Annotated in this window: 28 protein-coding genes; 17 read left to right on the plus strand and 11 right to left on the minus strand. The window is 69.5% G+C overall.

The features are described 5' to 3' along the window. Window positions 1–104: 104 nt before the first annotated feature. Both ACYQPG_RS28635 and ACYQPG_RS28640 read left to right on the plus strand, forming a co-directional pair. The gene (locus ACYQPG_RS28635) at window positions 105–533 is read left to right on the plus strand and encodes a MarR family winged helix-turn-helix transcriptional regulator (RefSeq protein ID WP_147907207.1); all 429 of its coding nucleotides are present in this window, start codon (window positions 105–107) and stop codon (window positions 531–533) included. A 43-nt stretch (window positions 534–576) separates the two neighbouring features. Continuing rightward, entirely contained in the window at window positions 577–1,380 is an 804-nt protein-coding gene (locus tag ACYQPG_RS28640) for a protein-L-isoaspartate O-methyltransferase family protein (RefSeq protein WP_461232253.1), read from the plus strand. A gap of 256 nt (window positions 1,381–1,636) precedes the next feature. Here the strand turns inward: ACYQPG_RS28640 and ACYQPG_RS28645 are convergent, their stop codons facing one another. Then, window positions 1,637–2,656, minus strand: coding sequence for a polyprenyl synthetase family protein (locus ACYQPG_RS28645; protein ID WP_147907205.1), 1,020 nt, complete (start codon window positions 2,654–2,656; stop codon window positions 1,637–1,639). Between the two features lie 167 nt (window positions 2,657–2,823). Between ACYQPG_RS28645 and ACYQPG_RS28650 the strand changes: the two genes are divergently transcribed. Both ACYQPG_RS28650 and ACYQPG_RS28655 read left to right on the plus strand, forming a co-directional pair. Further along, a complete protein-coding gene (locus tag ACYQPG_RS28650; RefSeq protein ID WP_147907204.1) occupies window positions 2,824–3,048 on the plus strand; it encodes a putative signal transducing protein in 225 nt (74 codons plus the stop codon). Continuing rightward, window positions 3,045–3,788 carry a tRNA1(Val) (adenine(37)-N6)-methyltransferase gene (locus ACYQPG_RS28655; protein WP_461232254.1) on the plus strand — a complete coding sequence of 248 codons (744 nt, stop codon included), beginning with the start codon at window positions 3,045–3,047 and terminating at the stop codon, window positions 3,786–3,788. The genes ACYQPG_RS28650 and ACYQPG_RS28655 overlap by 4 nt, the downstream gene beginning before the upstream one ends. A gap of 12 nt (window positions 3,789–3,800) precedes the next feature. Here the strand turns inward: ACYQPG_RS28655 and ACYQPG_RS28660 are convergent, their stop codons facing one another. Further along, window positions 3,801–4,112, minus strand: a complete 312-nt coding sequence (locus tag ACYQPG_RS28660) for a hypothetical protein (protein ID WP_419830808.1) — start codon at window positions 4,110–4,112, stop codon at window positions 3,801–3,803. Between the two features lie 33 nt (window positions 4,113–4,145). After that, window positions 4,146–4,832, minus strand: coding sequence for a trna delta -isopentenylpyrophosphate transferase (locus ACYQPG_RS28665; protein WP_147907201.1), 687 nt, complete (start codon window positions 4,830–4,832; stop codon window positions 4,146–4,148). Between the two features lie 616 nt (window positions 4,833–5,448). On the opposite strand from ACYQPG_RS28665, the gene ACYQPG_RS28670 reads away from it, so the two are divergent. Beyond that, window positions 5,449–5,877 carry a MerR family transcriptional regulator gene (locus tag ACYQPG_RS28670; protein ID WP_147907200.1) on the plus strand — a complete coding sequence of 143 codons (429 nt, stop codon included), beginning with the start codon at window positions 5,449–5,451 and terminating at the stop codon, window positions 5,875–5,877. Next, window positions 5,813–6,235, plus strand: coding sequence for a carboxymuconolactone decarboxylase family protein (locus ACYQPG_RS28675; protein ID WP_461232255.1), 423 nt, complete (start codon window positions 5,813–5,815; stop codon window positions 6,233–6,235). Before ACYQPG_RS28670 ends, ACYQPG_RS28675 begins: the two co-directional genes overlap by 65 nt. A 398-nt stretch (window positions 6,236–6,633) precedes the next feature. Here the strand turns inward: ACYQPG_RS28675 and ACYQPG_RS28680 are convergent, their stop codons facing one another. Continuing rightward, window positions 6,634–8,031, minus strand: a complete 1,398-nt coding sequence (locus ACYQPG_RS28680) for an MATE family efflux transporter (protein ID WP_461232256.1) — start codon at window positions 8,029–8,031, stop codon at window positions 6,634–6,636. A gap of 36 nt (window positions 8,032–8,067) precedes the next feature. Further along, the gene (locus ACYQPG_RS28685; RefSeq protein ID WP_419830811.1) at window positions 8,068–8,304 is read right to left on the minus strand and encodes a hypothetical protein; all 237 of its coding nucleotides are present in this window, start codon (window positions 8,302–8,304) and stop codon (window positions 8,068–8,070) included. A gap of 460 nt (window positions 8,305–8,764) precedes the next feature. Here ACYQPG_RS28685 and ACYQPG_RS28690 point away from each other — a divergent pair, with 460 nt between their 5' ends. The 4 genes from ACYQPG_RS28690 to ACYQPG_RS28705 are packed head-to-tail and all read left to right on the plus strand — an operon-like array spanning window position 8,765 to window position 11,281. Then, window positions 8,765–9,694: an AraC family transcriptional regulator gene (locus ACYQPG_RS28690; RefSeq protein WP_461232520.1), complete on the plus strand. Its 930-nt coding sequence runs from the start codon at window positions 8,765–8,767 to the stop codon at window positions 9,692–9,694. Window positions 9,695–9,724: 30 nt separating this feature from the next. Beyond that, window positions 9,725–10,522: a heme ABC transporter permease gene (locus ACYQPG_RS28695; protein ID WP_419831100.1), complete on the plus strand. Its 798-nt coding sequence runs from the start codon at window positions 9,725–9,727 to the stop codon at window positions 10,520–10,522. A gap of 10 nt (window positions 10,523–10,532) precedes the next feature. Next, window positions 10,533–10,676, plus strand: a complete 144-nt coding sequence (ccmD, locus tag ACYQPG_RS28700; protein WP_147907194.1) for a heme exporter protein CcmD — start codon at window positions 10,533–10,535, stop codon at window positions 10,674–10,676. After that, window positions 10,673–11,281 carry a DsbE family thiol:disulfide interchange protein gene (locus ACYQPG_RS28705; RefSeq protein WP_147937922.1) on the plus strand — a complete coding sequence of 203 codons (609 nt, stop codon included), beginning with the start codon at window positions 10,673–10,675 and terminating at the stop codon, window positions 11,279–11,281. The genes ccmD and ACYQPG_RS28705 overlap by 4 nt, the downstream gene beginning before the upstream one ends. A gap of 52 nt (window positions 11,282–11,333) precedes the next feature. Here the strand turns inward: ACYQPG_RS28705 and ACYQPG_RS28710 are convergent, their stop codons facing one another. Continuing rightward, window positions 11,334–11,957 carry a septation protein A gene (locus ACYQPG_RS28710; protein ID WP_461232257.1) on the minus strand — a complete coding sequence of 208 codons (624 nt, stop codon included), beginning with the start codon at window positions 11,955–11,957 and terminating at the stop codon, window positions 11,334–11,336. 87 nt (window positions 11,958–12,044) lie between these two features. Between ACYQPG_RS28710 and ACYQPG_RS28715 the strand changes: the two genes are divergently transcribed. After that, window positions 12,045–12,305 carry a type II toxin-antitoxin system VapB family antitoxin gene (locus ACYQPG_RS28715; RefSeq protein ID WP_461232258.1) on the plus strand — a complete coding sequence of 87 codons (261 nt, stop codon included), beginning with the start codon at window positions 12,045–12,047 and terminating at the stop codon, window positions 12,303–12,305. A gap of 489 nt (window positions 12,306–12,794) precedes the next feature. On the opposite strand, the gene ftsY is transcribed toward ACYQPG_RS28715, so the two are convergent. Next, entirely contained in the window at window positions 12,795–14,150 is a 1,356-nt protein-coding gene (gene ftsY, locus ACYQPG_RS28720) for a signal recognition particle-docking protein FtsY (protein WP_147937921.1), read from the minus strand. A gap of 173 nt (window positions 14,151–14,323) precedes the next feature. On the opposite strand from ftsY, the gene ACYQPG_RS28725 reads away from it, so the two are divergent. Next, entirely contained in the window at window positions 14,324–14,998 is a 675-nt protein-coding gene (locus ACYQPG_RS28725) for an RluA family pseudouridine synthase (protein ID WP_461232259.1), read from the plus strand. A gap of 65 nt (window positions 14,999–15,063) precedes the next feature. Here ACYQPG_RS28725 and mtaB read toward each other — a convergent pair whose 3' ends face one another. Further along, window positions 15,064–16,290: a tRNA (N(6)-L-threonylcarbamoyladenosine(37)-C(2))-methylthiotransferase MtaB gene (gene mtaB, locus ACYQPG_RS28730; RefSeq protein WP_461232260.1), complete on the minus strand. Its 1,227-nt coding sequence runs from the start codon at window positions 16,288–16,290 to the stop codon at window positions 15,064–15,066. Next, window positions 16,290–17,177, minus strand: coding sequence for a diaminopimelate epimerase (dapF, locus tag ACYQPG_RS28735; RefSeq protein ID WP_147899233.1), 888 nt, complete (start codon window positions 17,175–17,177; stop codon window positions 16,290–16,292). Before dapF ends, mtaB begins: the two co-directional genes overlap by 1 nt. A 197-nt stretch (window positions 17,178–17,374) precedes the next feature. Between dapF and ACYQPG_RS28740 the strand changes: the two genes are divergently transcribed. The 5 genes from ACYQPG_RS28740 to tam all read left to right on the plus strand — a co-directional run bounded on the left by ACYQPG_RS28740 (window position 17,375) and on the right by tam (window position 21,927). Next, window positions 17,375–18,115, plus strand: coding sequence for a GyrI-like domain-containing protein (locus ACYQPG_RS28740; RefSeq protein ID WP_419830815.1), 741 nt, complete (start codon window positions 17,375–17,377; stop codon window positions 18,113–18,115). A 387-nt stretch (window positions 18,116–18,502) separates the two neighbouring features. Further along, window positions 18,503–19,264 (plus strand): endonuclease III domain-containing protein, encoded by a 762-nt coding sequence (locus tag ACYQPG_RS28745; RefSeq protein ID WP_419830816.1) that lies wholly within the window; start codon window positions 18,503–18,505, stop codon window positions 19,262–19,264. 93 nt (window positions 19,265–19,357) lie between these two features. Further along, window positions 19,358–20,422, plus strand: coding sequence for a tryptophan--tRNA ligase (gene trpS, locus ACYQPG_RS28750; RefSeq protein WP_147907185.1), 1,065 nt, complete (start codon window positions 19,358–19,360; stop codon window positions 20,420–20,422). Next, entirely contained in the window at window positions 20,419–21,120 is a 702-nt protein-coding gene (locus ACYQPG_RS28755) for a haloacid dehalogenase type II (RefSeq protein ID WP_461232261.1), read from the plus strand. The genes trpS and ACYQPG_RS28755 overlap by 4 nt, the downstream gene beginning before the upstream one ends. 24 nt (window positions 21,121–21,144) lie before the next feature. Then, window positions 21,145–21,927 carry a trans-aconitate 2-methyltransferase gene (tam, locus tag ACYQPG_RS28760; protein WP_461232262.1) on the plus strand — a complete coding sequence of 261 codons (783 nt, stop codon included), beginning with the start codon at window positions 21,145–21,147 and terminating at the stop codon, window positions 21,925–21,927. 167 nt (window positions 21,928–22,094) lie between these two features. On the opposite strand, the gene ACYQPG_RS28765 is transcribed toward tam, so the two are convergent. Together ACYQPG_RS28765 and ilvC are read right to left on the minus strand one after the other, a co-directional pair. Beyond that, a complete protein-coding gene (locus tag ACYQPG_RS28765; RefSeq protein WP_147907182.1) occupies window positions 22,095–22,748 on the minus strand; it encodes a pyridoxamine 5'-phosphate oxidase family protein in 654 nt (217 codons plus the stop codon). 168 nt (window positions 22,749–22,916) lie between these two features. After that, window positions 22,917–23,936, minus strand: a complete 1,020-nt coding sequence (gene ilvC / locus ACYQPG_RS28770) for a ketol-acid reductoisomerase (protein WP_147854888.1) — start codon at window positions 23,934–23,936, stop codon at window positions 22,917–22,919. Window positions 23,937–23,949: the final 13 nt, after the last annotated feature.

Genomic DNA, 23,949 nt, shown 5'->3' on the forward strand with positions numbered 1-23,949 from the left:
TCAACCGCGTCGCGTTCGGAGCGGGGTGCAGCGAGCCGGCGGAACCCGTATGGATCCGGACGGTGTGCTGCCGAAGACCTGAGCCCGGCACCAGGGAGATCATCGTGGCGTCCGAGGATCCTCAGACCGCGCCGCTGTCTCAGGAACAGTACGCCGCGCTGGCGGAGTTCCGGTACCGGCTGCGGCGCTTCCTGGCCTTCAGCGAGGCGGCGGCAGGCCGGGCCGGCATCCCGCCCCAGCAGCATCAGGCGCTTCTGGCCCTGGCTGGGCATGTCGGGCGCGCGCCACCGACCGTCGGATTGCTGGCCGAGCAGCTCCTGATCGCTCCGCATACGGCGGCCGAACTCGTCGCCCGGATGGTCGATGGCGGCCTGCTCACGAAGGGACGCGCCGCCGAGGATCGACGCCGGAGCGAGCTGGCGCTCACGCCCCGGGCCGAAAACCTGCTGCGCGATCTGACCGCTGCGCATCTCGATGAGCTACGCGGCCTAGCGCCGGCGCTCTCGGGCGCACTCGCCCCCGCGGCGACCTGACGCATAGGGGACTGGATGGTCTGTTTCCGCGGGGGGAACGGAGATGCCGGATCCTTACAGTTCGGCGGTGCTCAGCGCCAAGCTTCGCGGGTTCTACGCGTCGCTGGTAGCCAATCCGAATGCGGCCGACCCGCGCGTCACGGCGGCCTTCGCGGCAGTTCCCCGGGAGCCGTTCGCCGGCCCGGGGCCCTGGTCGATCCTCACCGCGCATGTCTGGCAATCTCAGGATCGCGGCCCACTCTACGTGACCACCCCGGTCGACGACCCCGCCTTTCTGTATCAGGACGTGCTGGTCGCCCTCGACGCAGCACGCGGCATCAATATCGGCCAGCCTAGCCTGCACGCCCTCTGCCTCGATGCGCTCGCGCCCCGGCCCGGGGAGACCGTGGTCCGGGTCGGGACCGGCAGTGGGTATTATACGGCGCTCCTCGCCCATCTCGTGGGGCCGGACGGCCTCAATGCCGGGGCGCCGCGCCCGGCCCGTGCCTGGCTCGACGCGCTGCGGCCGGCGGGCCGACTTCTGTTCCCGCTCCAGGCCGCAAACCGCCGGGGCGGCATGCTTTTGCTGCGCCGGGCCACGGGTGAGGCAGCTTGGCCGGCCCGTTTCGTCTCCATGGCGAGCTTCATTCCCCTCAAGGGCATGCCGGAGGCGGGCGAAGTAGGCTTGTCCAATGCTTTCGCCCAGGGTCCCCTCGCGGCGGTTCGTTCAATCCACTTCGACGCGCCGCCCGATGCAAGCTGCTGGCACGATGGCGGCGATTGGTGCCTCTCGACCCATGACGCGTCCCGCGGCTGGTGCCTCGTGCTCCATATCGGAACTGGCACAACGTGCAGGCTTTTAGGATGACGCTCTCATTAGGCGAGCACGGCTAACTGGCCGGCAACGCGGCCGGTCCCGATCTTTGCCTCCGCGTGGCGCGAATGGCTCTCAGCGCGCAGATCTCCGACACGGATGCAGACCGCTTGGCGCCTCTCGCTCACCGGAACGACGTCCAAGCTCAGTTCGTGCAGAGCCCAGTAAAGACGCGCGCCAGCGTCATGGTCGGCGTCCTGCTCGATAGTAGGCGAAAGCCCCGGGGCACGCGGATCGAAAGGGGCGCCCTTCAGCGCGCCCGGGCCACGCAGAAATCCACGGCCCCGTTGAGCGCGGCCTTGACCGGACCGTCCGGGAAGACGTCGAGGGCGGCGCGGGCCTGGGCGCCATACTCGTGGGCGCGGGCCACCGTCTCCTCCAGGGCGCCGTGCCGCTGCAGCAGGTCGAGGGCGGTGCCGAGGTCGTCCTCGCCGATCTCACCCTGCTGCAGGGTCCGCCGCCAGAAGCCGCGCTCGCCCTCGCTGGCCCGGCGGTGGGCCAGCACGATCGGCAGGGTGATCTTGCCCTCGCGAAAATCGTCGCCGACATTCTTGCCGAGGGCAGCCGAGGTGCCGCCGTAATCGAGCACGTCGTCGATCAGCTGGAAGGCGATGCCGAGGTTCATCCCGTAGGCGCGGGCCGCGACCTGCTCGGCCTCCGGCCGGCCGGCGAGCACCGGCCCGACCTCGCAGGCGGCGGCGAACAGCTCGGCGGTCTTGCCGCGGATCACCGCCAAGTAGGCGGCTTCGTCGGTTTCGAGGTTCTTGGCGTTGGTGAGCTGCATCACCTCGCCCTCGGCGATCACCGTGGCGGCGGCGGACAGGATGTCGAGCGCCCGCAGGGAGCCGACCTCGACCATCATCCGGAAGGCCTGGCCGAGCAGGAAGTCGCCGACCAGCACCGAGGCCTCGTTGCCCCACTTGATCCGGGCGGCGACGCGGCCGCGACGCATGTCGCTCTCATCGACCACGTCGTCGTGCAGCAGGGTCGCGGTGTGCATGAACTCGACGCTGGCGGCGAGCTTCACGTCGCCGTCCGACGGGTCGGCGTAACCGCAGAGCTGCGCGCAGGCGAGCGTCAGGATCGGGCGCAGCCGCTTGCCGCCGCTGGCGATCAGGTGGTTGGCCACCTCCGGGATCATCGCCACGTCGGATCCGGTCCGCGACAGGATCGTGGTGTTGACCCGCGCCATGCCGTCCGCCACCAGCGCGACGAGGTCGTTCAACCCCGCCTCGGTCTCGGGCTTCGGATTCTCGATGGAGAGGGCCATACCCAAGATCCGCGACCTCCAGTCCGGTTCCCCCGCAGGGGGCGGGCGATCCCTTCGCACGCGCCTCGCGGCGCCGCAACATCGGCGCAGAGAGGATATGGTGCGAAGGGAATGCGCAGCGAACGCGACGAATGCGCCGGACGACCGGCATCCTTCGAAGAATTGCGATGATCGTGCTGATTTCCGCGAATGATCCCGTGCTGATCGGCTTTGCCCGCACGGTGCTCGAGGCGGCCGAGATCCCGGTGCTAGTGGCCGACACCCATATGAGCGTGATGGAAGGCTCGATCGGGGCGTTCGGTCAGCGCCTGATGGTTCCGGGCGATTGGGCGCCCCAGGCCCGCCGGTTGCTCAAGGATGCCGGGCTCGCGCACGAATTGCGTGACCCGTGAGCCCGGAGCCCGATGCCTTCCTGGGCGGGATTTTGCGCCTGCACCAGCCGCCCCGCGGAGCGCACCGGACCGGGACCGATGCGGTGCTGCTCGCCCGGCTGCTGGTCCCGGCGCCGGGGGAGCGGTTGTGCGATGTCGGCGCCGGCACCGGCGCGGTGGGTCTGGCCTGCGCGGCGCTTCATCCCGGAACTTGCCCGACCCTGGTGGAGCGCGACCCCGAACTGGCCGGGCTGGCCCGGGCCAACGCCGTCCTCAACGGCATCGCGGCTTCGGTGATCGAGGCCGACGTTCTAGCGCCGGCGGCCGAGCGCCGCGCCGCAGGGCTGGAGCCCGACAGCGTCGACCTCGTCCTGACCAACCCGCCGTTCTTCACCGCGGGCCGCCACCGCCCCTCCCCGCATCCCGGCAAGGCGACGGCACACACGTTTCCCGAGAGCGGTCTGGACCTCTGGATCCGCGCCTGCACGGCGGTCCTGCGACCGGGGGGCCGGCTCGGGCTGATCCACCGGGCAGACGCCCTGCCGGCCTGCCTCGACGCCATGAAGGGCCGCTACGGCGGGATCGCGATCCGCCCGGTCCACGCCCGGGCCGAGGCGCCGGCGATCCGGGTGCTGATCGCCGGCATCCGGGGCAGCCGCGCGGCTCCGAGCCTGCTGCCGCCGCTGGTGCTGCACGGCCCCCAAGGCTTCACGCCCGAGGCCGAGGCGCTCCACCGGGGCGCGCCCTGGCCTCGGGCGTGAAGGGCCGTCCGGTCAGGCCGCAAGGGCCGTCGGCACCGCGTCGTCGATGCCGAGAAACCGCTCGACGGCCGGCAGATCCGAGAATCCCAGAAACTCCGGGCGCAGCGGCTCGGGCAGCCCGTCGAAGTTGAGCCCCGGGAACGTGTCGGGATGCGGGTAGAGCTGCCACTCGGCCCCGGGCTCGACCGGCGGGAACAGGATCGCGACTTTCTCGTCGCCCAGGCGCACGATCCGGGTCGGGCTGTACGACAGGGTCTCGATGCTCCAGCCCCGATGATGGTCCCGGCGGGCCTTCAGGGTACGGCGGCGCGTCGTGCGATGCATGGCGGTCTCCTGCGGGTTTGAGCGTTCGAAACTTCAGGCGGCGCTGCGGCGGCCGGTGCGCTTGGGCCAGCCGAGCGCCACGAGGCGCGCCTTGGCGTAGTCGCGGACCTCGTCGCGGGTGCCGGGCGGCATCGCCGCCAGGATCGCTTGGGTGGCCCCGTCGAGCATCAGGTCGGTCACGTCGTTGATCGTCTCGGCACCGTCGATGCGGCGCTTGAGGTCGCCCTCGGCCTCGGTGACCTCGTCGAAGGGCTGGGCCTCCTCGAAATCCTCGTCCACGGCCCGGACCGTGGGCAGGTGGGCGCGGAACTCGTCGGCCTCCTCCTCGGAGTAGACCAGGCCGTGCAGTTCGATCAGCTTGAGGATGACGCGGTCCTTCCCGCGCTTCTCCGCCATGGCGTAGACGTAGGCCGCCTGCTTGCCCGAGACGCGGTAGTTCACGTTGACCAGCGCCTCGCCCATCGACCACTCGACCCGGTCGGCGGCTGGCTTCGCACCGGATTTGGCACCGGGCAGGCGCCCGGTGACCAGCAGCACGGCCTCGTCGCGCTCGGCGCGGATGATCGTCGGCGGCTCGAACACGATCCCGGCCTGGGCGGCGATCCGCTCCAACGTCTTGTGGTAGATGACCGCCGTGCCCTGCACGCGCCAGACGTTGCCCCCGAAGGGCTCCCCGTAACGCACCAGGATGTCGGCGATCTGCTTGTCGGCGGTTCGCATGCGGGGCTCGTTCCGGTGAGAGGCAACCACGTCATCCACAGCTTTCTACGGCGACGCTCTTTTGTTCCTGTTTTGTTTCATCGTATATGCGGGATCGCGGCGGCGTGCGCAAGGGTCGGGGTCTGCTGTCCGTGGAAATCAGACGGGGCTGCGTCAGTGCGTGCGGGGGCGTCGCAGGACGCATCCAGGGGCTCGGTTTGCCGCGGAGGCGGTGATGGCGCGGGCGTTTCGGATTTCGTTTCGCGGCTCAGGATGGCGACGGGTCCGGGCTCCATCACCCTGTGCCAATCCAACCGCCTCATCTCGGAGCGCCCGCGTCAGGATGCGGGGTTAGGCGGGAGAACGTTCGGGTTCGCGATGATCCTCGCCATCATCGCAAGACCAGCCTAGCAAGTACGGGCCCGGATCTGATCCGATCATGCATGGGACCAATGCTTTCGACCCGTGCCGGCTTTTGGATGGCTGCCGGCCCTTCTGGTCAGCGGCCATCTTCTGGCCGCCCGGCAACTCGAGTTCGGGGTGAGGACCAGACTGTCGTAGCCCGACCAGATTTTTTTCTTGACTTAGAGTGCGCTCAAACCCGCAGCATTCTTAGCGTCGTGATGAGAAGATATTCGTGAAGATCGGAGAACTCGCGAGGCGTTCGGGATTGTCTGCCCATACGATTCGTTACTATGAGCGGATCGGGCTACTCCCCTATGCTGACCGAGATCAGTCAAACCAGCGTGATTACGACGCGTCTATCCTAGCGTGGATCGCATTCTTAGATCGTCTCAAGACGACCGGTATGCCGATCCGGGACATGCTGCGATACGCAGCATTGCGCGAGCGTGGCGTCATCACTGAGGCTGAGCGCTGTGATTTGCTGTGGGAGCACCGCGAGTGCGTCCGCGCGCATGTGGCCGATCTGCAAGCCTGCCTTCTCGTCCTCGACACCAAGATCGCCGGCTACGCCGGCTCTGACGGGAGGACGCAGGCGTATGACACGACAACACCGCAACGGCGACGAAAGCCGGCTAGAGCGCGGGCAGCGAGCACTCGCTGAGATCGACGGCCAAGCAGGAGAGAAGGTCGTCGCCTCGCTCGCGGAGATCGCCCCTGACTTTGCGACCTACCTTATCGAGTTCCCTTTCGGCGATATTTACAGCCGCCCCGGCCTAGAACGGCGTTCCCGCGAGATAGCCACTATCGCGGCACTAACGGCGATGGGCAATGCAGCACCACAACTTAAGGTCCACATAGAGGCGGGCCTGAACGTCGGCCTCTCGTGTGAAGAGATCACTGAAGTCATCATGCAGATGGCCGTTTATGCAGGCTTTCCAGCAGCATTAAACGGATTATTCTCAGCCAAAGAAGTGTTCGCGGCGCGTTCGACAGCCGAGCCTTGTGCCCCAGGGGCCTGACGCCGCCTTCGTCATCGACAACGGCGCATCGTCGGTCAGGCGGGTCGACCTGACCGGTCATTCGACAAACGTTGCACAGGGCTTCGATGGCGCACCAGTCGCGCGTGGCCGGGCTCGGGACGGCAACCTACCGGTAGACGTATGGGGATCGGCCAGCAACTACAGGGTAGTCATCGATCCAAGACGGTAAGTGTAGCGATCGGGTCGCATCGCTTGACTCTCACGGCCGCTTGCAAGGGGCGAGGAGGGAGCGCCTCGGTGATATCCACTTCGACGCCTCTTTGGTCCAAAAGCAGACAGGCGGAAATCCGCTCAGCCACGCCGTATTGGCGGGTCGATGCCGGCCCCTGATGGCCATCCATCGAGCGGCAGGTTCGGCGGCTCTACGCCTTTCGAGGTCACTCAACGGCAGTCGTGAGGACTTGGGGCGGGACAGCCGGTTCCGGCGCGGGCTGGGCCACGAACATCTTGCCCGTGGCAAAAGCAGCCGCGTTGACGATGCCCATGGTGAAGAGCCCAGCCGCGAGGGCAACAAACATCCACGCGGGGCCGAGCCCGAGGATAGCCGCGATCCAGGCGCCCCCCAGCGCCACCCCCATTCGGAAGACGCTGGCCGTGAGCGGCCAGCCGACACGGCCTGCACCTTGGGCCGCGAAGTAGAGAGCAAGGCCGGCCCCGAAGAACCCGTAGAACGGTCCGACGATGCGGAGATAGGAGGAGCCCGTAGCCAACATGGCCGGATCACCCCCGAACAGACCGAGCCAAGCTTCAGGATACAGGGCGGCCGCAACGCCGATGGCCTCCGTCAGAAGACCGGCCACGATGGCGCCGGTGAGCGCAGCCTGACGGGCGCGGGCCTGCAGTCCGGCGCCGAGGGCGGTGCCGACGATGGCGGCAATGGGCGAACCGAGCCCGAACACGAGGGGGACCAGCAGGTATTCCAGCCGGGCGCCGGTTCCATACCCGGCAACCGCGGCCGGCCCCGCCGTCCCCACGAAGCCCGTCGCGGCGATGACCGTGACGTTCGACGTGATACTGGCGATGCCGGAGAGCAGGCCGACGCGCAGGATCTCGCGGGACGGCGCCCAGGTAAGCCTCGGGAGGCGCCGGCTCGGGTGCAGGACGCCGCGGCCAGACCAAATCGAGGCGGCGAAGACGGCGGTGCCGGCGGCGTAGTAGGCCGCGAAAGCGACTCCGCCGCCCACGACCCCGAGCTTCGGGAACGGCCCCCAGCCGAAGATCAGCGCCGGCGAGAGAGGGATCAGCACGATGGCGCCGGCGCAGGTGACGCCGGCCGGGAGGGCCATGTTGCCGGTACCGCGGATCACGGCCGCGAGCGCGTTGAACAGCCAGATCAGGACCGCTCCGCCGAGCACGACGTTCGCGTAGGCCGTCGCAGCCCGGAGCGATTCCCCCGTGCCGCCCATCGCGGCGTAGAGGCGCGGTCCCAGCGGCAGCGCGAGCAGACTGGTCACGAGACCAAGTCCGAGGCCGATGGCGACAGCGTGCCAAGCGACGAGGCTGGCCTCCGCCTTCCGGCCGGCGCCCAGGGTACGCGAGATCGCCGACTGGATGCCGCCGCCCATGCCGCCGGCCGACAGCATCTGGACGAGCATGACGACCGGGAAGACGAGGGCCATGCCGGCCAGGGCGTCGGTGCCGAGCTTCGCGACGAAGTAGGTCTCGATCAGGCCGATGGAGGTCTGGACGACCATCACCACGACGTTCGGCCCGGCCATCCGAGCCAGGGTCGGCACGAGCGGCGCTTCGAGCAGGCGACGCGTTCGGATGTCCATGGCAGAACCCTCACGGCCTCACGGATTTCAGCGCGGTCACGATGGCCGATCCGCCACCGGCCGGCGGATCGCCGTCGAGAACGGCGCGGTCGCTTGACCGGCGGAGGGTGGCGTCCCGGCACCCGACCGATCGAACGGAAGGCCGGTCGTGCGCGCGGTCGCGACGAGGCAGCCTGCCGCGTCGCGGGTGCGGTCCTCGGACCCGGAGTGCCGACCTCCGGCATGGAAGACCAGGCCGAAGGCGGTCAGCGGCCCAGGCGTTTCTTCGGCCATCGATGGACCTCTTGGAGTGGCCGACCGCCCGGCATGCGGACACGTGCCGTGCCAGCGCCAAAGCCGATCAACGCGACCGCCTATTCATGCTGCCCGTAATTTATACTGCGGCTTCGTGCAAGCTTGAACCCGTTTGGGAGTCCGGTGGATGGCCATCGTCGGCTCGCCAGCTGTCTTCCTCGCCGCCACCGTCCGTCAGCGTTTGTGAGTTCGGAGACCGAGAGGCGAGCGCCGTTTCGGACCTCGGCACGGTCAAGCGGATCGCATGCCGGTGGTCGTGCGGTGAACGCTTTCCAAACCGTGGCGTGGTCACCCCGGAACCCGCGATGACGCGCGAGCGGACGGCGGGACGACCGTACCACTCAGATGACCGCGGTCTCGGTCAGGGCGACGGCCCCGGGATGCCGGACGCTCCATGCTGCAGCGTCCGCGAATCCGGCGCGGGCGTCCGGTTCGCGCCATGGATCCGCTCTCCGACGTTCTCGCGTTGCTCAGGCCCCGAAGCGCCCTCAGTGCGGGCCTTGATGCCGGCGGCGCCTGGGCGATCCGCTTTCCCGCCCATGACGGGATCAAGTTCAACGCCGTGATGCGAGGCGCCTGCTGGGTTGCGGTCGAAGGCGAGCCCGAGCCCATCCGGATGGCAGCCGGCGACTGCTTCCTGCTGACCCGGGGCCGCCCGTTCCACCTCGCGACCGACCTGGCCCTCCCGGCGATCGAGTCCGCCGCGATCTACGACCACGCGGCCGACGCGGTCGCGACCTGCAACGGAGGCGGCGACTTCTTCCTGGTCGGCGGGCGGTTCTTCTTCGCAGGCGACGCGGCCGGGCTGCTGCTCGACGCGCTGCCGGCGATCGTGCCGGTCCGGGATGCCTCGAACCAAGCCGCGATCCTGCGCTGGGCGCTGGACCAGCTGGCCGCGGAACTGCGCCAGGGCGCGCCTGGCGGCGCCCTGATGGCCGACCACCTCGCGCAGATCATGCTTCTCCAGGTGCTGCGGCTCTGGCTCGCGTCGGGGCGGCAGACTGGCTGGCTCGGGGCGCTGGCCGATCCGCGGCTGGCGCGGGCGCTGACGGCCCTGCACGCGGAGCCGGCGCGGCGCTGGACCCTGGCGGACCTCGCGGCGTGCGCAGGCATGTCGCGCACGACCTTCGCGGACACGTTCCGCGCAGTGGTCGGCCGGCCGCCGCTTGCTTACCTCGCCGGCTGGCGGATGCAGTGCGCCGCCGACCGGCTGCGACGCTCCGGCGATCCCGTCGCCGCGATCGCGTATTCCGTCGGCTACGAGTCGGAGACGGCGTTCCGCACCGCCTTCCGGCGGCACATGGCCTGCACGCCGATGCAGTATCGACGGACAAAGGCCGCATTGTTGCTGCACCGCACCCTGGGCTAGACCGCCGGAACGATGTCCGAGACAGACGCCATGACGCCCTCCCTCTGGACCCGCCTGTCGAACCCGAGCCACTTCATGCGGTGGTCGGGCGCGCTGGTGCCGTGGCTCACCGCCCTGTCGCTCGGCGTGCTGGCGGTCGGCCTGTACCTGACCTTCTTCGCCGTGCCGCCGGACTATCAACAGGGCGAGACCGTGCGGATCATGTACATCCACGTCCCGGCGGCCTGGCTCGGGGTGTTCTTCTACGGCGCCATGAGCGTGTCGGCGATCGGGACCCTGGTCTGGCGCCATCCGCTGGCCGACGTGGCGCAGCGCGCCGCCGCGCCGATCGGGGCGGCGTTCACGCTGATCTGCCTGGTCACCGGCTCGCTCTGGGGCAAGCCGATGTGGGGGACCTACTGGGTGTGGGACGCGCGGCTGACCTCGATGCTGGTTTTGCTGCTCATCTATTGCGGCATCATCGCCCTGTGGCGCACCCTCGAGGAGCCGAACCGGGCCGCCCGCGCGGTGGCGATCATGACCCTCGTCGGCGCGGTGAACCTGCCGATCATCAAGTTCTCGGTGAACTGGTGGTCGACCCTGCACCAGCCGGCCTCGATCCTGCGCATGGGCGGCTCATCCATCGACCCGTCGATGCTCTACCCGCTGCTGATCATGATCGGCGCCGCGACTTTGGGCGGGATCACCCTCCACCTCTACGCGATGCGCACCGAGATCATGCGCCGCCGGGTGCGGACGCTGACGATCCGCGAGGCCGAGCGCCTGGACCGTGCGCAGCCGCGCATCACGCCGAAGCCCGCCGGGATGCCGGTCGGGCAGCCGGTCTAGGACCTTATCGATGGATCTCGGGTCTCACGGCGGCTTCATCGTCGCCGCCTACGCCTTCACGGCCCTGGTCATGGCCGGGCTGATCGGCAACGCCCTGCGCGACCGGCGGGCGCAGCTGCGCGCCCTGAAGGGCTTCGGGGAGGAGCGGCGGTGAGCGTCGACGAACCCCTGGATCGGCCGCCCCCGGTCCGCCGCTCTCTGCTGCTGGTCCTGCCGGTCCTGGCGTTTGCCGCGCTGGCGGCGGTGCTGTTCCTGCGCCTGCGCTCGGGCGCCGACCCGGCCGCCCTCCCCTCCGCGATGATCGGCAAGCCGGTGCCGAGCTTCAGCCTGCCGGCGGTGCCGGGCCTCAAGGCCGGCGACGCCCCGGTGCCGGGCCTCTCCAGCGCCGACCTGAAGGGCCAGGTCACGGTGATCAACGTGTTCGCCTCGTGGTGCGCACCCTGCCAGGTCGAGCACCCGATGCTGATGCGGCTCGCCCGGGAGCCCGGGATCCAGCTGGTCGGCATCGACTACAAGGAGCCGACTCCCGCCGCCGGCCAGCGCTTCCTGGCCCGGCACGGCGTGCCGTTCCGGGCGGTCGGGGCCGATGCCGACGGGCGCGCGGCGATCGATTTCGGCGTCTACGGCGTACCCGAGACCTTCGTGGTCGGGCCCGACGGGGTGATCCGCGACAAGCTCGTCGGCATCCTCACGCCGGAGAATTACGCCAGCGTGCTGGCGCGGATCCGGGCGGCCGGGAAGGTCGCGGAGGCGCGCTGACGTCTCCATCCCGGAAGGTAGCCGCCGCCTCTCGGAACACGATGAGATGCCCTCAAGAACCCTGCGCGCCCGGCTTCGGCTCCTTGCGCTCGTAGCGGGTGAGCAGCGGCGTCTGTGCCAGGGCGAACAGCACGGTGATCGGCATGATGCCGAACACCTTGAAGTTGACCCAGAAATCCTCGGTCTGGGTGCGCCACACGATCTCGTTGAGCGCGGCCAGGACGAAGAAGAAGAGACCCCAGCGGAAGGTGAGCTTGCGCCAGCCCTCCTCGGTGAGGCTGAACATCGAATCGAGCACCACCGAAAGCAGCGAGCGCCCAAAGGCGAGCCCGCCGAGCAGCACGGTGCCGAACAGCGCGTTCACGATGGTCGGCTTGACCATGATGAAGGTCTTGTCCTGCAGCGCCAGCGTCAGACCGCCGAACACCACCACGACCACGCCGGACACGAGCGGCATGATCGGCAGCCGCCGCACCAGCGCGAAATGAACCGCCAGCGCCACCACGGTCGCCGCGATGAACACCCCGGTGGCCACGAACAGCTTCTGGTCCGGCGCGACGCCGAGTCTTTCCGAATAAGCATTGCCCAGGAAGAAAATGACGAGCGGTCCAAGCTCCAGCGCCAGCTTCACGAGCGGCGGCAGGTGGCGACGGGGAGGAACGGATTCGATCTGCATGCGCGTCAGTTGGCTCGGATGCGGCACCCGCACTAGGCTGGAAGCCGGGCTGGCGGATTCGGGGCTGTGTGGAACGGGGGGCTTGCGATGTCCATCACGATCGACAACGCCGAAGTCGCGGCGCTCCTCGCCGACCTCGCGGCAACGACCCATCGCGCAGCGCCGGATTTGCTCTTGGAGCTGCTCCGGCGGGAGCGCGCGCGGGTGGCCGAGGATCGGGAGACCTACTGCGCCGACGCCATTGCGTCTGGACGGTTGCTGCACGAGCGAACCTACGCGAGCCCGCTCATTGCTTCCCGGCCGATCGACGAGATCCTGGCGTACGACGAGAACGGTTTGCCGGTTTAACCGCCGTTGTCGTCGACAGCTCCGTACTTCATCGCGATCCTCGACCAGGAGCCGGATGCGAGCCGCTTCAGCGTAGCGATTCGCAACTACCGCTACCGCTCCCTGGCGGCAGCGTCTTATCTCGAACGTGCGATCGTGATGTCGGGCTGGGTGGTCGGTCGGGTCGAACTCGACGACTGGCTGTTGCGCGAGCCGAGCAAAGTCATTCCCGTCGACCACGCCCTCGCAGGTCGCGGCCGACGCCTTCGCACCCTATGTCAAGGGCCGGCATCCGGCCGGGCTCAACTTCGGCGATTGCTTCGCCTACGCCCAGGCCCGGACCCTGAATGCGCCGGTCCTGTTCAAGGGCGACGACGTAGCCAGGACTGATGTCCTACGTATCGCCGCCTGGAGCCGTTCCCGATCACGTTGCAATCTCGAACGGCTCTCAATCCTTGATACAACGCGCTCGCTGACGCCGAGCCGGTATCCCCTTCGGCGGCGCGCGCTCTAATCCTTCTCCAATCCGGCGATCGCACGGGCGAAATCCCGGGCCGCGAACGGCTCCAGATCCTCCACGCCCTCGCCGACGCCGATGAAGTGCACGGGCATGCCGAACTTGGCCGCCAGCGCGACCAGGATGCCGCCGCGCGCCGTGCCGTCGAGCTTGGTCATGACCAGGCCCGAAACCGGCGCCGCCTGGGAGAACAACTCCACCTGCGAGATCGCGTTCTGGCCGACGGTAGCGTCCAGGACGAGGATCGTGGCGTGCGGCGCCTCCGGGTCCTGCTTGCGCAGCACGCGCACGATCTTCTCCAGCTCGGCCATCAGCCCGGCCTTGTTCTGGAGCCGGCCGGCGGTGTCGATCAGCAGCACGTCGGTCCCGGCGGCGGTTGCCTGCTTCAGCGCATCGAAGGCGAGGCCGGCCGCGTCGGCACCCTCGCCGCCGCTCACCACCGGGGTGCCGGTGCGCGCCCCCCAGACCTTGAGCTGCTCCACCGCCGCCGCCCGGAACGTGTCGCCGGCCGCCAGCATCACGGTCCGGCCCTCCGCGCGCAGCTTCGAGGCGAGCTTACCCAGCGTTGTCGTCTTGCCGGCGCCGTTGACGCCGACGGTGAGGATCACGAACGGCTTCTTCGTCGCGTCGATGGACAGCGGCACCGCCACGGGCTCCAGCGCCCGTTCGACCTCGGTGGCCAGGATCGCCCGGACCTCGTCGGGCGAGATGCCCTTCTCGTAGCGGCCCTTGCCGACCGCGTCCGAGATCCGCGTCGCGGTCTCCAGGCCGAAATCGGCCTGGATCAGGGCGTCCTCCAGATCCTCCAAGGTGTTGGCGTCGAGCTTGCGCTTGGTGAACAGGCCGGTGACCCGGTCGGTCAGGGCCGACGAGGTCCGCTTCATTCCGGAGGTGAGCCGGGTCCACCAGCCCTTGGCCTCGGGCTCCCGGTCGGGTCCCGCGCCGGCATCGTGGGCGAGCGCGGCGGCAGCATCGACCGGCTGGATGTCGGGCGCCGGCTCGACCACCGGGTCCCGGTTCACGTCTCCGGTATCGACCGGGGCGGCGCCGTGCGCGGGATCGTCGCCGGCCGTGCCGGCGGGCGGCCGCTCGGGCTCCCCCTCGATCGGCAGCAGATCCGCCCCTTCGACCACGTCGGCGACGGGCGCGTCCGTCTCCTCGGGCGGCAGCGGGATGTGGGCGACGTCCTCGGCCCCGCTCGCGTAGTCGGGCTGGCCCTCGGCGGGCGAGGCCGGGGCATCCGCGGGCAGCTCCGTCTCCGCAATGTCCTCGGCCGTGCCGTCGCCAGAGCCCTGGCCCTTGCGCCCGAACAGGCGCCCGAACCAGCCGGGCTTATCCTCGCTCGCCATGAAACCTCGTCCTCGCCCCAGCTTGCCGACCCGATGCCGAACCCCTAGAGCCGATGTCGACCGCGTTGCAAACGGCAACGACTCCAAGCCCTTCGTTTCAAGTCTTCGGTTCGCTGCGCCCGCCTGCACCGGATCGGCCGCCGCTCCGGCGGCGCGCGCCCTGGCCCGAACGGATGTCCCTGACCGTCGATATAGGTGCCCGCCTCCTCTACCGGGATGCCCTGCTGCTCGTCATCGACAAGCCGCCGGGCCTTCCGGTCCATCCCGGTCCGCGCGGCGGCGAGACCCTGACCGACCATCTCGACGGCCTCCGCTTCGGCCTGCCGCGCCGCCCCGAGGCGGCCCACCGGCTGGACCGCGACACCTCCGGCTGCCTGGCGCTCGGCCGACACGCCAAGGCGCTGGCCCGGCTCGGAAAGCTGTTCTCCGGCAGCGCCGTGGACAAGACCTACTGGGCGGTGGTGGAGGGCGGCCCTGACACGGATTCCGGCCGGATCGACCTGCCGCTGGCGCGCCGCTCCGACGATCCGCGCTCCTGGTGGATGAAGGCCGACCCGGCGGGCGACCCGGCCCTCACCCACTGGCGGGTGCTCGGCCGGGCCGGCGGCCGGACCTGGCTGGAGCTGAAGCCGGTCACCGGCCGCACGCATCAGCTCCGGGTCCATTGCGCCGCCTCAGGCTGGCCGATTTTGGGCGACTCGATCTACGGCATCGGCCCGCGCGGCGGCAGCCTGTACCTGCACGCGCGGACGCTCACGATCCCGCTCTATCCGAAGCGGGAGGCGATCACCGTCGAGGCGCCGCCGCCGAGGCATATCGCGGACGCCGTGGCGGGAATGGGCCCGTAAGGCAGCCGATCGGTTTCGGCCAAGCGCGATCCATCATTGCGGGTGGGAAGAGCGGTTTTTACGCTTCAGGCAGCGATCAGCCGCGCTCCGTCATGTCCCGCGATTGAGACCGTGTGAAACGTCCCCGCCTCGACCTCCCCGCCCAACCGCACGACCGTGAAATCCGCGCTGCGGCCCGTCCCGCCGCGCTCGGCCAGCACCGTCAGCGCGCGTCCGACCTGCCCGTCGAGATGCCGGCGCAGCGCGTGGGCGCCGGTTTCGCGCAGGCGGGCGGCTCGGTCGCGGATCACGTCGGCCGCCACCGGGGGCATGCGGGCGGCGGGCGTGCCCGGGCGCGGCGAGTACGGGAAGACGTGCAGGTGCGTCAGCCCGCATTCCATCACGAGGTCCAGCGAGCGGGTGAATTGATCCTCTGTCTCGGTGGGGAAGCCGGCGATCAGGTCGGCGCCGAACACCACGTCGGGACGCAGGTCGCGGACGGTCTCGCAGAAGCGGATGGCGTCGGCGCGGCTGTGCCGGCGCTTCATCCGCTTGAGGATCAGGTCGTCGCCGGCCTGTAGCGAGAGGTGCAGGTGCGGCATCAGCCGCTCCTCCTCGGCGAGCACCGCCAGCAGCGCGTCGTCCACCTCCACGGAGTCGATCGAGGAGATACGCAGGCGCGCCAAGTCCGGCACCGCCCGCAGGATCGCCCGCGCCAGCGTCCCGAGGGAGACCGACGGTCCGGGCAGGTCGCGGCCATAGGCGGTGAGGTCGACGCCGGTGAGCACGACTTCGCGGCCGCCATGGGCCACGATCGTCTGGACCTGCGCGACCACGTCGGGCACCGGCACCGAGCGCGAGGCGCCCCGGCCGAACGGGATGATGCAGAAGGTGCAGCGGTGGTCGCAGCCGTTCTGCACCGGCACGAACGCCCGCGTGTGGCCGGTGACGGAGTCGATCCGCGTCGGCGCGATCGTGCGGGCTGCCATCACGGCACCGGGGCCGGTGCCGGTGGGCGACCAGCCGGCGGGACTCAGCTTCTCGGCGTTGCCGACGAGGCGCGACACCTCGGGCATTCCCGCATAGGCTTCGGTCTCGACCTCGGCGCCGCAGCCGGTGACCACGATCTCGGTCCCGGGCCGCTCGCGGGCGATCCGGCGGATCGCCTTGCGGGCCTGCCGGCCGGCCTCCTGGGTGACCGCGCAGGTGTTGACCACCACCCGGTCGCGCCCGTCCGCCGCCGCGTGGACGCGCAGGGCCTCCGACTCCACCGTGTTGAGCCGGCAGCCGAAGGTGAGGGTCTCGACGGCCATCAGGCGATGCCGGAGAACAGCTCCGGCGCCAGATTGCCCTCGGCGACGAGCGCGACCGGGCCGGTCATCAGGACATGGTCGTCGGCGCGCCATTCCACGAACAGCTCGCCCCCGGGGAGACGGACATTGGCCTGCCGGCCGATCATGCGCAGGCGGGAGGCCGCCACCACGGTGGCGCAGGCGGCCGTGCCGCAGGCCAGCGTCAGCCCGGCGCCGCGCTCCCAGACCCGCAGGGTGATCGCCTCACGCTCGGTCACCTGCGCCACGGAGATGTTGGCCCGCTCAGGAAACAGCGGGTGGTTCTCCAGCATCGGCCCGATCCGGGCCAGATCGTAAGACGCGGGATCCCGGTCGACGAAGAACACCGCGTGCGGGTTGCCCATGTTCACGACCCCCGGCGAATGCAGGATCGGATCGTCGATCGGGCCGATCTGCAATTCGATCCGCCGCGTGTCGGGGAACGGCTCGGAGAGCGGGATCTCGTCCCAGGCGAGCTTGGGCCTGCCCATGTCCACCGTGAAGGCGCGCTCCGAGATCCGGCGCACGCCGACGCGCCCGGCCGCGGTCTCCAGGACCAGGCGGCCGCCCTCGGCGGGGCGGGCCATGGCCGGGTCGTCGAGCATCGCGTAGGCGACGCAGCGGGTGCCGTTGCCGCAGGCGCCGGATTCCGAGCCGTCGGTGTTGTAGATCCGCATGAACGCGTCGGTGCCGGCGCTCACGGGATCGTGCAGGACCATCAGCTGGTCGAAGCGCGAGCCGGGATCCTGCGCGATCGCCCGGGCCTCCTCCGGGCGGACCTGGGTCGCCGAGCCGCGCAGGTCCAGCACCACGATCGCGTTGCCGGCGCCGTGCATCTTCAGGAAGCGTCTATGGGCGAGTGCGCTCATGCGGCCAGAGGGTTTGAGGGGATCGGCCAGCAATATGGCAAAACGCTCTGCCCGACGCGAGGGGCGCGCGCGGCGTGGCAGATGCGCCGCACCCGCGACTCTCGTGACCCATGCCCTCGCGGGCGGGCCGGATCGCCATTAGGTTAGCCGGCGGGAGCCCACGCGACGATCCGCCGGGACCCGACCGGAGCGCCCCCGTGATCCGCCTTCGTTCCCTCGTCGCCGTCTCGACCGCCCTGGTCTTCGCCACCGGACCGGTCGCAGCGCAGCAGCAACCCGCGCCGCCACCCTCCACAGCCCCGTCCCCGGCCCAGACCAATCCGCTGCCGACCACCACGGCACCCAACCCGGTCGCCGACCCGACCAAGAGCGCCGCCCCGGCGCCGCAGCAGGCGATCGCTCCGCCCCCCGCCGGCCAGGCCGCCGTGGGCACGCCGGGGCGCCCGACCCTCATCGAGAAGCCCGGCGAGCCGGGCGACGTCGATGAGGTGACCCTGCCGGCCAAGCCCGCCGCGATCCTCTCGGGCAAGACCAAGTGGGAGGAGGCCATCGTCAACCTGAGGCAGGCCTTCGCGCGGATCGAGGCGGATCTCGCCAAGGCCGGCATCGCCCCCGCGGGCCGGCCGCTGGCGGTGTTCACCCGCACCGACGACGACGGCTTCGAGTACGAGGCGATGATCCCGGTGGCCGCGCCCCCGAGCCCGGCACCCGCGGAGGCCGACGGCCTGCGTTTCGGCACGACCCCCTCCGGCAAGGCCCTGCGCTTCCCGCACAAGGGCTCCTACGAGTCGATCGACGGCACCTACGAGACCCTGACGGCCTATCTCGACGCCAAGGACATCGTCGTCCAAGACCGCTTCATCGAGGAATACGCCACCGACCTCAAGGACGGCACCGACGACAACCTCGATGTGAATATTTTTGCATTGGTGAAGTAGGTTTCGAGAGGCGGTCACAACAAGAATTCTTGTTTCTTTCGGCGAGCGCGATCTGGCCGGGACTCTCTCAGCAGCCCTGTCATCCCGGGGCCGCGAAGCGGAACCCGGGATCGATGACCGCTGACCGTTCAAGATCTCGCGCCGTCGGCGGCTCGGGGTTCCGGGCTCGCCTGCGGCGTCCCGGAATGACAATGCGCCTTATCCGGTCATCGAAAAATCGCCGAAGGACGAATGAGCTTCGGCGATGCCGCGATCTGTCAGAAATCGCTTCCTCGGCACGATGACCCAGTAACCGCCTACGAATATCTCGCAGCCTTGGTCGATGGACAGATCGCCGCTGTATTTGGCACCCCGGAACAGTGGCGGCGGCTTGGGGATTCCCCGTGCATGCCGACCTCCCTCTTCCCGACCGCCACTGCGTCCGCGCCGCGTCGTAAGTCCGTCGCCGCGCCGGCCGACCCGGCGGTCACCGACAAGGCGCGCGCGGTCCATGCCAGACTTTGCCCGGTCTACGGCTGCCCGATCCCGTACTTCCACAGCCTCGATCCAGCGAGCGAGCTGATCTCGTCGCTGCTCTCGCACCGGACCCGCAACGCCGAATCCGGGCGGGCCTTCAAGGCCTTGCGCGCCCGGTTCCCGGACTGGGAGGCGGTGATCGACGCCGATGTGGCGGAGATCCAGGCTGCTATCGCCGGCGTGACCTGGCCGGAGCTGAAGGCGCCCCGGATCCGCGACGTGCTGGTGGCGGTGCGCGATCGCTGCGGCAGCCTCGATCTGGCGTTCCTGGCGGGTATGGACGTCGCGGCGGCCCGGGCCTGGCTGGAGGCGATCCCGGGAATCGGCCCGAAGACCAGCGCGGCGGTACTGTCGTTCTCGACCCTGCGGATGCCGGCCCTGCCGGTGGACAGCCACCACCACCGCGTCGCCCAGCGCCTCGGGCTGATCGGTCCGCGGATCGATGTCGGACCCTCGCATGCCATCCTTCGGGCGCAACTGCCCGCGGACTGGAGCGCGCAGGACCTCTACGACAATCACGAGATCCTGATGCTGCACGGCCAGCAGGTCTGCCATCATCGCCGTCCGGCCTGCGGGCGCTGCGTCCTGGTCGATCTATGCCCGAGTGCGGCGCTGGCGGCCCGGGAGCCGTGAGCGCATCCTTGACCGGTCCCGGCCGCGGGTGCGAGTAACCCCGCGCCCGGCAGGCGCGCAGCCCCGGCTATGTACTGCTCAGGATCGGCGCCGATGGCCGCGTTCACCGAATTGGTCTTCTCGGGCGTCCAGCCCACCGGCAACCTGCATCTCGGGAACTACCTCGGGGCGGTGAAACGCTTCGTGGAGATGCAGGCGCGCGACGCGCAGTGCCTGTACTGCGTTGTGGATATGCACGCGATCACCGTCTGGCAGGACCCCGAGGCCCTGCGCGGCCAGATCCGCGAAGTCACGGCCGCGTTCCTGGCCGCCGGCATTGATCCCAAGCGCGCGATCGTGTTCAACCAAAGCCAAGTGCCTCAGCACGCCGAACTCGCCTGGGTGTTCAACTGCGTCGCGCGGCTGGGTTGGCTGAACCGCATGACCCAGTTCAAGGAGAAGGCCGGCAAGGACCGGGAGAACGCCTCGATCGGGCTCTACGATTACCCGGTGCTGATGGCGGCCGACATCCTGGCCTACCGTGCCACCCACGTGCCCGTGGGCGAGGACCAGAAGCAGCACTTGGAGCTGACCCGGGACATCGCCCAGAAGTTCAACACCGATTTTTCGGGCTCGATCGCAGCGCATGGCCACGGTGAGGCGTTCTTCCCGCTGACCGAGCCGTTGATCGGCGGGCCAGCCGCGCGAGTGATGTCGCTGCGGGATGGGTCCAAAAAAATGTCCAAGTCGGACCCGTCCGACAACGCGCGGATCAACCTCACCGACGAAGCCGACACCATCGCCCAGAAGATCCGGCGGGCAAAAACGGATTCCGATCCGCTGCCCTCCGAGATCGCGGGGCTCAAGGAGCGGCCGGAGGCGGACAACCTCGTGGGGATCTACGCCGCACTCGCCGGCATCACCCGCGAGGAGGTGCTGCGCGATTTCGGCGGGGCGCAGTTCTCGACCTTCAAGCCGGCTCTGGCCGACCTCGCGGTGACGAACCTCGCGCCGATCGCCGGCGAGATGCGCCGGCTGACCGCCGATCCGGGCCATATCGACGCCGTGCTGGCCGACGGCGCCGGGCGGGCCGAAACGATCGCGGCGCAAACGCTGGACGCGGTCAAGGACATCGTCGGCTTCGTACGCCGGAGCCCGAACCTTCAGGCGGTGCGATGACGGTCCGGGCGCTCGTCTTCGACGTCTTCGGGACGCTCGTCGAATGGCGCTCCGGGGTCGCCCGGGAGGCCGGGCGCCTGCTCAACGCTCAAGCGCCGGCGCTCGATGCCGGCGCCTTCGCCGATGCTTGGCGCGGATGTTACGGCCCGTCGATGGAGACCGTGCGCTCCGGCGCGCGTGCTTACGTCGATCTCGATACCCTGCAGGCGGAATCGCTCCCCGGCGTGCTGGCGCAGTTCGGCATCGCGGGTGTGCCGGACGACGTGCAGCGGGAGCTGGTCCAGGCCTGGCACCGGCTCGACGCTTGGCCCGAGGTGCCGGACGCGATGCGCCGGCTGCGGGAGCGTTACCTCCTGGCGCCCAACTCCAACGGCCATGTCCGGCTCATGGCCGACCTCGCCCGGCGCAACGGCCTGATCTTCGACGCGATCCTGGGCGCCGGCTATTCCCGCGACTACAAGCCCAAGCCCGCGCTCTACCGCGACGCGGTGGCGGCGTTCGGCTTCGCGCCGGGCGAGACCCTGATGGTCGCGGCCCATTCGAACGACCTCGCGGCGGCGGCCAGCTACGGCCTATCCACCGCCCACATCGCCCGGCCCCACGAGCACGGGCCGGCCAGCGGCGAGACCGCGCCGACTGTCCCGGTCACGTACGCGGCCCGGGACCTCGCGGACTTGGCCAATCAACTCGGCTGCTGACGGCGGAACACGAGGGGGAGCAGGATGGCCGATTGGAACCCCGCCCTCTACACCCGCTTCGAGGACGAGCGCACCCGGCCGGCGGCCGAGTTGCTGGCCCAGGTGCCCCTCGACCGGCCGCGCCTCGCCTACGATCTCGGCTGCGGCCCGGGTAATTCCACCGCGTTGATCGCGGCGCGCTTTCCCGATGCGGAGGTCATCGGGCTCGATACATCTCCGGCGATGCTGGAGAGCGCCCGGGCCCGCCTGCCCGGCCTCGGCTTCGCGCTCGCCGACGCCGCCACCTGGACACCGGAGCGGGCGCCGGACCTGATCTACGCCAACGCGGTGCTGCAATGGCTGCCCGACCATCCGGCGCTGCTGCCCCGGCTGTTCGGCCTTCTAGGGCCCGGCGGCGTGCTGGCGGTGCAGATGCCCGACAACCTCGCCGAGCCGTCGCACCGCCTGATGCGCGAGACCGCCTCCGCCGGCCCCTGGGCTGCGGCGATCGGAGATCCGGCTGTGGCCGGGCGCCTCGGCCGGATGCTGGACCCGGCCGGCTATTACGACCTGCTGGCGCCGCAGGCGGCCGACGTGGATGTCTGGCGCACCGCCTATCACCACCCGATGGCGGATGCCGCCGCCATCGTGGATTGGGTCCTCGCCACAGGGCTGCGGCCGTTCCTCGATCCGCTGGATCCGGACCAGGCAGCCGGGTTCCTGGCCGCCTACGAGACCGCCATCGACACCGGCTACCCGCGCCGCAGCGACGGGCGACGCCTGCTGGCCTTTCCGCGGGTGTTCATCGTGGCCCGCAAAGGCGGGTAGCGGCTCCGGCTTCGGCGGGCACGGCTGACATCGCGCGCGCCATCGGATCGTCCCGCACCGTCATTGCGCGCCTTGCCCAGCGATACACCCCTTCCGGCGATCGTGCGTTGCCCTGGGTCGCTTCGCTCACGCTCGCAATGACGGTGAGCCGTGCGTGGGGTGTTCGTTCAGGCCTCGCCGCGGGCGACGAGCGCCTCGTACTCGGCGACTTCAAGTTTGCCCTCTTGAGCGACCCGGGCCTTGTCCGCATCGCTGATCACGTCACCGGCGAGGTCAAGGCGCTTCCAGGAGGCCAGCGGGGTCTCGCGGCCGGGGGTCGGGACGTACTTGTTCTGCTCGAGCTTCTGGTACTTGTGGATGTAGCGCGGGCAGTTGACCCAGATCTTCTTCACCGCGACCTTCACCAGGTACTTGGCCTCGGTGTACTCGGCCATCAGGGCGTCGTCGCGCAGCAGCGTGGCGTGGCCCTGGACGCGGATCCGGTGCGGCGTCTCGAAGTCGATGAACAGCAGGCCGACCTTAGCCTGACCCTCGATGTTGCCCATCGAGTAGAACATGCCGTTGCCGTCGAAGCCCGGGAAGGCGAGCGTGTTCTCATCGAGCACCTTCACCACACCCGGGGGTCCGCCCTTGTACGAGACGGTCGGCATCCCGTCGGGATCGACCGTGGACAGGAAGAACATATCCCGGGAGGCGATGAAGGCGCCCTCGTCCGGCTGGATGCTCTCGTGGACCCAATCCTCGTCGAGGCGCACGGCGAGCTTGGTGGTGCCGAACTCGGTCTGCAGCGCCCGGTGGGCGTCCGAATAGAGCGATGCCATGGCGTGTCCTCTCCAACCCTGTCCGGTCCTCATGCAGCCGGGACCGCTGGGGCGGTTATTGTCGGGAAGGGTCGCGTTCGGCAACCGCCAATAGAAAAGGCCGGCCTCGCTTTCGCGTGACCGGCCCCCGAGATGCGGCCGGGCAAAGCCCGGCCGCCAAATCCCAAATCAATTGCGGGTCTTGTCGACCAGCGCCTTCTCGGAGATCCACGGCATCATGGCGCGGAGCTTGGTGCCGACCTCCTCGATCGGGTGGGTGGCGAGCTTGGCGCGGGTCGCCTTGAACGAGGTCTGGTTGACCTTGTTTTCCAGCATCCAGTTCCGGGTGAAGGTGCCCGATTGGATGTCGTTGAGCACGCGCTTCATCTCGGCCTTGGTCTCAGGGGTGACGATGCGCGGGCCGGTGACGTACTCGCCGTACTCGGCCGTGTTGGAGATCGAGTAGTTCATGTTGGCGATGCCGCCCTCGTAGATGAGGTCGACGATCAGCTTCACCTCGTGCAGGCACTCGAAATAGGCCATCTCGGGGGCGTAGCCCGCCTCGACCAGGGTCTCGAAGCCGGCCTTGATCAACTCGACAAGGCCACCGCAGAGCACGGCCTGCTCGCCGAACAGGTCGGTCTCGCACTCTTCCTTGAAGGTGGTCTCGATGATGCCGGCGCGGCCGCCGCCGTTGGCCGAGGCGTAGGACAGGCCGAGATCGTGGGCGTTGCCGGAAGCGTCCTGGGCGATGGCGATCAAGGTCGGCACGCCGCCGCCGCGCAGGTACTCGGAGCGGACGGTGTGGCCGGGGCCCTTCGGGGCGACCATCAGGACGTCGAGGTCCTTGCGCGGCTCGATCAGGTTGAAGTGGACGTTGAGGCCGTGGGCGAACAGGAGGGCGGCGCCCTGCTTCATGTTGCCTTCGAGGGACTCGCGGTAGATGTCGCCCTGCAACTCGTCGGGGGTGAGCATCATCACGACGTCGGCCCACTTGGCGGCCTCGGCGACCGACAGGACCTTGAAGCCCTCGTGCTCGGCCTTCTTGGCCGTGGCGGAGCCCTCGCGCAACGCGATGACGATGTCCTTCACGCCGGAATCGCGCAGGTTGAGCGCGTGGGCGTGGCCCTGGCTGCCGTAGCCGACGATGGCGACCTTCTTGCCCTTGATCAGGTTCAGGTCGGCGTCGCGATCGTAATAAACCCGCATGTCGGTTTCCTCT

The sequence above is a fragment of the Methylobacterium sp. CM6246 genome, assembly GCF_054818005.1.

What these genes read in the sequence shown, in the direction of transcription:
- ACYQPG_RS28640 (WP_461232253.1), top strand. Translation starts at nt 577, where the DNA reads ATGCCGGATCCTTACAGTTCGGCGGTGCTCAGCGCCAAGCTTCGCGGG.
- ACYQPG_RS28645 (WP_147907205.1), bottom strand. Translation starts at nt 2,656, where the DNA reads ATGGCCCTCTCCATCGAGAATCCGAAGCCCGAGACCGAGGCGGGGTTG.
- ACYQPG_RS28650 (WP_147907204.1), top strand. Translation starts at nt 2,824, where the DNA reads ATGATCGTGCTGATTTCCGCGAATGATCCCGTGCTGATCGGCTTTGCC.
- ACYQPG_RS28660 (WP_419830808.1), bottom strand. Translation starts at nt 4,112, where the DNA reads ATGCATCGCACGACGCGCCGCCGTACCCTGAAGGCCCGCCGGGACCAT.
- ACYQPG_RS28665 (WP_147907201.1), bottom strand. Translation starts at nt 4,832, where the DNA reads ATGCGAACCGCCGACAAGCAGATCGCCGACATCCTGGTGCGTTACGGG.
- ACYQPG_RS28675 (WP_461232255.1), top strand. Translation starts at nt 5,813, where the DNA reads ATGACACGACAACACCGCAACGGCGACGAAAGCCGGCTAGAGCGCGGG.
- ACYQPG_RS28680 (WP_461232256.1), bottom strand. Translation starts at nt 8,031, where the DNA reads ATGGACATCCGAACGCGTCGCCTGCTCGAAGCGCCGCTCGTGCCGACC.
- ACYQPG_RS28685 (WP_419830811.1), bottom strand. Translation starts at nt 8,304, where the DNA reads ATGGCCGAAGAAACGCCTGGGCCGCTGACCGCCTTCGGCCTGGTCTTC.
- ACYQPG_RS28690 (WP_461232520.1), top strand. Translation starts at nt 8,765, where the DNA reads ATGGATCCGCTCTCCGACGTTCTCGCGTTGCTCAGGCCCCGAAGCGCC.
- ACYQPG_RS28695 (WP_419831100.1), top strand. Translation starts at nt 9,725, where the DNA reads ATGACGCCCTCCCTCTGGACCCGCCTGTCGAACCCGAGCCACTTCATG.
- ccmD (WP_147907194.1), top strand. Translation starts at nt 10,533, where the DNA reads ATGGATCTCGGGTCTCACGGCGGCTTCATCGTCGCCGCCTACGCCTTC.
- ACYQPG_RS28710 (WP_461232257.1), bottom strand. Translation starts at nt 11,957, where the DNA reads ATGCAGATCGAATCCGTTCCTCCCCGTCGCCACCTGCCGCCGCTCGTG.
- ACYQPG_RS28715 (WP_461232258.1), top strand. Translation starts at nt 12,045, where the DNA reads ATGTCCATCACGATCGACAACGCCGAAGTCGCGGCGCTCCTCGCCGAC.
- ftsY (WP_147937921.1), bottom strand. Translation starts at nt 14,150, where the DNA reads ATGGCGAGCGAGGATAAGCCCGGCTGGTTCGGGCGCCTGTTCGGGCGC.
- ACYQPG_RS28725 (WP_461232259.1), top strand. Translation starts at nt 14,324, where the DNA reads ATGTCCCTGACCGTCGATATAGGTGCCCGCCTCCTCTACCGGGATGCC.
- mtaB (WP_461232260.1), bottom strand. Translation starts at nt 16,290, where the DNA reads ATGGCCGTCGAGACCCTCACCTTCGGCTGCCGGCTCAACACGGTGGAG.
- dapF (WP_147899233.1), bottom strand. Translation starts at nt 17,177, where the DNA reads ATGAGCGCACTCGCCCATAGACGCTTCCTGAAGATGCACGGCGCCGGC.
- ACYQPG_RS28745 (WP_419830816.1), top strand. Translation starts at nt 18,503, where the DNA reads ATGCCGACCTCCCTCTTCCCGACCGCCACTGCGTCCGCGCCGCGTCGT.
- trpS (WP_147907185.1), top strand. Translation starts at nt 19,358, where the DNA reads ATGGCCGCGTTCACCGAATTGGTCTTCTCGGGCGTCCAGCCCACCGGC.
- ACYQPG_RS28755 (WP_461232261.1), top strand. Translation starts at nt 20,419, where the DNA reads ATGACGGTCCGGGCGCTCGTCTTCGACGTCTTCGGGACGCTCGTCGAA.
- tam (WP_461232262.1), top strand. Translation starts at nt 21,145, where the DNA reads ATGGCCGATTGGAACCCCGCCCTCTACACCCGCTTCGAGGACGAGCGC.
- ACYQPG_RS28765 (WP_147907182.1), bottom strand. Translation starts at nt 22,748, where the DNA reads ATGGCATCGCTCTATTCGGACGCCCACCGGGCGCTGCAGACCGAGTTC.
- ilvC (WP_147854888.1), bottom strand. Translation starts at nt 23,936, where the DNA reads ATGCGGGTTTATTACGATCGCGACGCCGACCTGAACCTGATCAAGGGC.